Raw genomic sequence first — 6139 nt, forward strand, 5'->3', positions numbered from 1 at the left:
TGACATGACCGAAGCTCCCGAACGGCTTCCATACCTCGCCGTCGACGTCGACAACCATTACTACGAGCCGATCGATGCCTTCACCCGGCACCTGCCCAAGGAATTCCGAAGCCGTGGCGTCCAGATGGTGCAGGATGGCAAACGGACCCTCGCGGTGTTCGGCGGGACCGTTAACCACTTCATCCCCAACCCGACCTTCGACCCGATCATCGAGCCAGGATGCCTGGATCTGCTGTTCCGTGGCGAGATCCCCGAGGGCGTCGACCCGGCGTCCCTGATGAAGGTCGACCGGCTCTCCGACCACCCCGAGTACCAGAACCGCGATGCCCGGCTCAAGGTGCTGGACCGGCAGCGCCTCGAAACCGTGTTCATGCTGCCGACTTTCGCGTGCGGTGTGGAGGAGGGGCTCAAGCACGACATCGAGGCCACCATGGCCTCGGTGCATGCCTTCAACCTGTGGCTCGACGAAGACTGGGGATTCGACCGGCCCGACGGACGTTTCGTGTCCGCACCGATCATCTCGCTGGCGGATCCGGTGCAGGCGGTCGAGGAAGTCGAGTTCGTGATCGGCCGCGGCGCCAAGCTTGTGTGTGTGCGGCCCGCCCCGGTTCCGGGTGCGGTCCGGCCGCGGTCCCTGGGTGACCCGTCGCACGATCCGGTCTGGGCGCGGCTGGCCGAGGCGGGTGTCGCCGTGGTCTTCCATCTGTCGGACTCCGGATACATGGCGGTCCCGGCCTTGTGGGGCGGCAGTGGCGTATTCAAGGGCTTCGGCAGGCGTGATCCGCTCGACATGGTCATCATGGATGACCGCGCGATCCACGACACCATGGCCTCGATGATCGTGCACCAGGTGTTCACCCGGCATCCCAAGCTCAAGGTGTGCAGCATCGAGAACGGTTCCTACTTCGTCTACCGGCTGATCAAGCGGCTGAAGAAGGCGGCCAACAATGCGCCATACCACTTCAAGGAGGATCCGGTCGAGCAGCTGCGCAACAACGTCTGGATCGCGCCGTACTACGAGGACGACGTGAAGTTGCTCGCCGACACCATCGGCGTCGACAAGATCCTGTTCGGCTCGGACTGGCCGCACGGCGAGGGCCTTGCCGATCCCACCACCTTCACCGCCGACATTCCGCAGTTCCCGGAGTTCAGCCTCGAGGACACTCGGAAGGTCATGCGCGACAACGCTCTTGAACTGCTCGGCGACCCGACCCGGACTGCGCCCGGTGTCGCGGGTCTGGTGTCGGTCTAGCCGCCGCCATGGCCGAATGGACGATCGGTGCCGTCGTCGACGCGATCGCCGAGGCGGTGCCCGACCGGGAGATGACGGTCTGCGGCGCTCGCCGCACCACCTTCGCGCAGGGAGCGGAGCTCACCCGCCGGCTGGCCAACTTCCTGGCCTCGCGCGGATTGGGTGCGTACCGCGAACGGCGGGACCTGAACCGCTGGGAATGCGGTCAAGACGTGGTCGCGCTGGTCATGCACAACGAGCTGTACCCCGAGATGGTGATCGGCTGCCTCAAGGCGCGCACGGTCCCGGTGAATGTCAACTACTACTACTCGCCGGGCGAGGTGGCCGACCTGCTGGCCTACCTGAAACCTCGCGCGGTGATCTACCACCGCTCGCTGGGGGCCAAGTTTGCTTCCGTGCTCGGTGACGGTGTTGCCGAGTTGTTGATCTCCGTGGACGACGGCGACGGTGCCGAGCTGCCGGGTTCGGCGACACTGGAAGACGCGCTGGCGCAGGGGGATACCGACCACGGCATCGCTCCGTCGGCTGATGACTTGCTGATGGTCTGCACGGGCGGCACGACCGGCCGTCCCAAGGGCGTGATGTGGCGCCAGGGCGACATCTACGTGTCGTCGATGAACGGGGCCGACCACGATCAGGTGAGCGAGATCCACGACAAGGTGGCCAACGCCGGCCCGCCGTGGTTCGCGGTGTCGCCGTTGATGCACGCCGCCGGGATGTGGACTGCGTTCTCCGGCTTGCTCTCCGGCCAGACCGTGGTGCTGCACGACACCAAGCCTCGCTTCGACCCGCGTACGGTGCTGGAAACCGCACAGCGGGAGAAGATCGGGCTGATGACGATGGTCGGCGACGCCTACGCCGGACCGATCGTCGAGGAGTTGGGCCGGCGCTCCTACGATCTGTCGTCGATGTTCGCGATCGGCACCGGCGGTGCGGCCACCAATCCGAAACATCAACGCGCACTGCTGGAACACATACCGCAGATCACCATCATCAACGGATTCGGCTCCTCGGAGACCGGCAATATGGGGTTCGGCCACACCCAGCGCGAAACCCCGACCGCCGAGACTTTCCAGCTGCGGGCCGGCGGACTGGTACTGGCCGACGACTACTCCCGTTTCCTGGAGCCCGGCGACACCGAGGTGGGCTGGGTGGCGCGCAATGGCCGTATTCCCCTCGGCTACTTCAACGATGAGGCAGCGACGACGAAGACCTTCCCCGAGGTGGTCGGCGAACGGGTGGTGGTCTCGGGTGACCGCGCCTCACTCGACGCCGACGGCACCCTGCGCCTGTTGGGCCGGGATTCGCTGGTGGTCAACACCGGTGGGGAAAAGGTGTTCGTCGAAGAGATCGAGGAAGTCCTACGGGCACACCCGCACGTGGTGGATGCACTGGCGGTCGGCCGGCCCAGTGAGCGATGGGGTGAAGAGGTTGTCGCACTCGTGTCGATCCGCGACACCGTCGACGTGCCGGCGCTGCGGGAGCACTGCGCGACCCGGTTGGCCCGGTTCAAACTCCCCAAGGACGTGCTGTTCGTCGAGGAGATCCGCAGACTGGGAAACGGCAAGGCCGACTATCGCTGGGCCAAGAGCCTGGCCACGCAACAGGCGGAGACAAAGGTATGACACGCAGCGAACATCGAGTGATTGACTGTCTGGCCAACGTGCACTTCGGCGAGACCGAGAACCAGCCCACCTTCATGAAAAAGGTGCGCGACGACTACTTCAAGGGCCCGAAGTCGATGTACGACCCGATCGACCTGTCGGAGATGCTCGACGAGATGGACACCCATGGAGTGCAGAAGGCCATCCTGATGGACTCACTGGCCAAGCCATCTGTCACGGCGCGGAAGTTCGTCGAGGCGCAGCCGGAACGGTTCGCCCTCGCGATGGGCGGGGTGAACCTACTGCGCCCAATCCCGTCGTTACGCGAGCTCACCGCCGTCGCCGCTGACCTGCCGGTGGCCTATACCGTTGTCGGCCCGAGCTTCTGGGGCGACGGCCAGTATCCGCCGAGCGACGCGGTGTACTACCCGCTCTACACCAAGTGCGCCGAGCTGGAACTGCCGTTGTGCGTCAACACCGGCCTGCCCGGTCCGCCGATTCCCGGTGAGGTACAGAACCCCATCCATCTCGACCGGGTGTGTGTCCGGTTCCCGGAATTGAAACTGTGCATGATCCACGGTGCGGATCCGTGGTGGGACATCGCGATTCGGATGCTGATCAAATACCAGAACCTGCGGTTGATGACATCGGCGTGGTCGCCCAAGCGGCTGCCGGAATCCCTGCTGCATTTCATGCGGACCCGGGGAAAGGGCAAGGTCATCTTCGCCTCGGATTTCCCGGTGTTGCGCATGCAGCGCGTCGTGCCCGAGGCGCTCGCACTCGACCTGCCGGCCGACGTGCTGGACAACTACCTCTACAACAATGCCGCGGAGTTTTTCCTCGGCCAGAATCGGGAGAGCTGATGGACCGCTATGAGCTGCGGAGGCTGGATTACAGCCTGACCGAGGATCACGTCGACCTGCAGACCGCATACCGACAGTTCTTCAAGACGCACTCGGACATAGAGGCCGTGCGCGCGGCCGAGCCGGCGGGCTTCGACAAGAGTTTGTGGGAACGGTTGTGCGCCATGGGCGCCACGACGATGGCACTTCCGGAATCTGCCGGCGGTGACGGGGCAACCCTGGTGGACCTGACCTTGGTGGCCGAGGAACTGGGGCGCTCGCTGGCACCCGTGCCGTGGATCGACCACGTCGTGGGGGCGCGGTTGCTCACGCGGCTCGGGGCGTTGGATTCGCCGGAGATCGTGCAGGGGACCCAGATCGTCGGGCTTGATCCTGCGCAGGTCGCACCGAGTGGTCCGCGGCTCATTCCGACTGCGTCGATCGCCGATCACATCGTCGTCCGCGACGGTGAGAGCATCGTGCAGCTGGGATTCTCCAGTCGTCCGGCCCGTGTCGACAACATCGGCAAGCTGCCGATGGCGTGGGTGGATCCGGCAGCCGCGGACTCACGGGTCGTACTGGCCGGAGGTGCCGACGCCGTGACGGAATATCAACGGGCCCTGGATGAATGGCGCCTACTGACCGCGGCGGCACTGGTAGGTCTGGTCGAGGAGACCATGACGATCGCGGCCGAGTTCGCCAAGTCGCGGTACACCCTCGGTGTGCCGATCGGCACGCTGCAAGGCATTTCCCATCCGCTCGCCAACATCGCCATCACCGTCCAGAGCGGGCGGGGCCTGGCGCGCCGGGCCGCGTGGTTCCTCGACAACGAGCCCGATGAGCGGCCGGAACTGGCCCCCTCGGCGTTCGTCTTCATGGCCGAGGAAGCCGCCAAGGCCGCCACCATGGCGGTACATGTTCAGGGCGGACTCGGGGTGTCCGCCGAGGCGGCGGCTACCGCCTACCTGGTGCGGGCCCGCGGCTGGGCACTTGCCGGGGGAGATCCGGGTGCCACCGCGGTGCGCATCGCTCAGATTGTGGCCGCTCGCGAAAGCAAGGTTTAGACATGGATTTCTCAACAGTCGAACTGTCCGCCGAAGATGCGGCCTTCCGCACCGAGGTGCGCGAGTTCCTCTCGAGCATCGTGACCGAGGACGTCATCCGGCGCGACCGCGAGACCGGCGACAACTTCGACGAGGGCGTGCACCTGGCGCTCGGCGCGGCCGGATACCTGGAAAAGGAGTTCAAGTCCGAGGCCGACGGTGGGTTCACCCGGGTGCAGTCGCGGATCTGGCAGCTGGAGAAGCGCCGGGCCGAGGTGCCGTGGGTGACCTGGGGAACGACGATCATGATCGCTCGTTCCGTCTCAAAGTTCGCCGCCCCGGAGATCCGTGACGACGTGCTGCGCGGGGTATTCGACGGCACCGTGCGGATGTGCCTGGGCTATACCGAACCTGAGGGCGGTTCCGACGTCGCGACCTGCAAGACGCGCGCGGTGCGCGACGGCGACCAATGGGTGATCAACGGATCCAAGATGTTCACCACAGGCGCGCACAACTGCAAGTACGTCTTCCTGATCACCAACACCGATCCGGAAGCGCCGAAACACAAGAGCCTCACCATGTTCCTGGTGCCGCTTGACTCCGACGGAATCGAGATCCAGGGCATCCGCACCGTCGACGGCGACCGCACCAATATCGTCTATTACTCCGACGTGCGGGTCGACGACAAGTACCGGCTCGGGGATGTCAACGGTGGTTGGACCGTGGTGCGGGAACCGCTCGACGCCGAGCACGGGGCGGTCGCGGCGGCCGATGACGGCCTGGCCGATGTTGCGATCATGATGCACCAGGCCGGCTTCATGGCGGAGGCGGCAGACAATGTGGCTGCGCTGGTGGGCAAGTCCGGTGCCGTCGAGGACGGGTCGGTCGCGTATCGACTGGGCCGTAGCGTGGCTCGTCTGGAGGCATCGCTGTCGTCGCCGAGTATTTTCGGCCGGGTGGCGCTCGCGCAGACCATGCGTGACATCTCTCCGGATCTGATGGATATCGCGGGATCAATCGCCGCACTGCCGGTCGGGGCCGACGGGGGAGCCGATGACCGCAGTGAGTATGTCTACCGGTTCGCACCCTTGGTCGGCATCTACGGCGGCACGCTCGAGGTGTTCCGCAACATGATCGCCCAACACGTGCTCGGTCTGGGCAAGCCGAACTACTCGGCGCCCAAGGCATCGTGATGCGGCTCCGGTGTCGTGATTGGCAGAACGTAGCGAGCGGGTACTCACCACGCGGCGCGAGTTCGCAACAGATCACGGTGTCTCGTTCGACGAGGTTCGCAGCAAACTAATTGAGGGTTGGTTGTGGTTGTGGTTGGAAGGGTGGGTGGCCACCACCAGTCGGCGCGTTCGCCGGTGGGTCCGGGGCAGGGTGGGCCATCGGGTG

At 65.4% G+C, this 6139-nt stretch carries 5 protein-coding genes and 1 pseudogene; 5 read left to right on the forward strand and 1 reads right to left on the reverse strand.

All coding sequences use genetic code 11. From position 1 onward, the window contains the following. Window positions 1-4 precede the first annotated feature (4 nt). Genes E0T84_RS29240 through E0T84_RS29260 form a run of 5 tightly spaced genes read left to right on the forward strand, consistent with a single transcriptional unit; the run spans window position 5 to window position 5934 of the window. Window positions 5-1252 carry an amidohydrolase family protein gene (locus E0T84_RS29240; RefSeq protein WP_070944381.1) on the forward strand — a complete coding sequence of 416 codons (1248 nt, stop codon included), beginning with the start codon at window positions 5-7 and terminating at the stop codon, window positions 1250-1252. Between the two features lie 8 nt (window positions 1253-1260). Further along, complete coding sequence (locus E0T84_RS29245) at window positions 1261-2877, forward strand: acyl-CoA synthetase (protein WP_138746198.1); 1617 nt, start codon at window positions 1261-1263, stop codon at window positions 2875-2877. Beyond that, complete coding sequence (locus E0T84_RS29250; protein ID WP_138746199.1) at window positions 2874-3719, forward strand: amidohydrolase family protein; 846 nt, start codon at window positions 2874-2876, stop codon at window positions 3717-3719. The genes E0T84_RS29245 and E0T84_RS29250 overlap by 4 nt, the downstream gene beginning before the upstream one ends. Beyond that, window positions 3719-4762 (forward strand): acyl-CoA dehydrogenase family protein, encoded by a 1044-nt coding sequence (locus E0T84_RS29255; protein WP_138746200.1) that lies wholly within the window; start codon window positions 3719-3721, stop codon window positions 4760-4762. Before E0T84_RS29250 ends, E0T84_RS29255 begins: the two co-directional genes overlap by 1 nt. A 2-nt stretch (window positions 4763-4764) precedes the next feature. Beyond that, a complete protein-coding gene (locus E0T84_RS29260; protein WP_138746201.1) occupies window positions 4765-5934 on the forward strand; it encodes an acyl-CoA dehydrogenase family protein in 1170 nt (389 codons plus the stop codon). 106 nt (window positions 5935-6040) lie between these two features. Here E0T84_RS29260 and E0T84_RS32805 read toward each other — a convergent pair. Then, window positions 6041-6139: pseudogene (locus E0T84_RS32805) on the reverse strand (hypothetical protein); the annotation flags it as partial.

Source organism: Mycobacterium sp. DBP42, from assembly GCF_005924235.1.
Taxonomy (GTDB): Bacteria; Actinomycetota; Actinomycetes; order Mycobacteriales; family Mycobacteriaceae; genus Mycobacterium; species Mycobacterium syngnathidarum.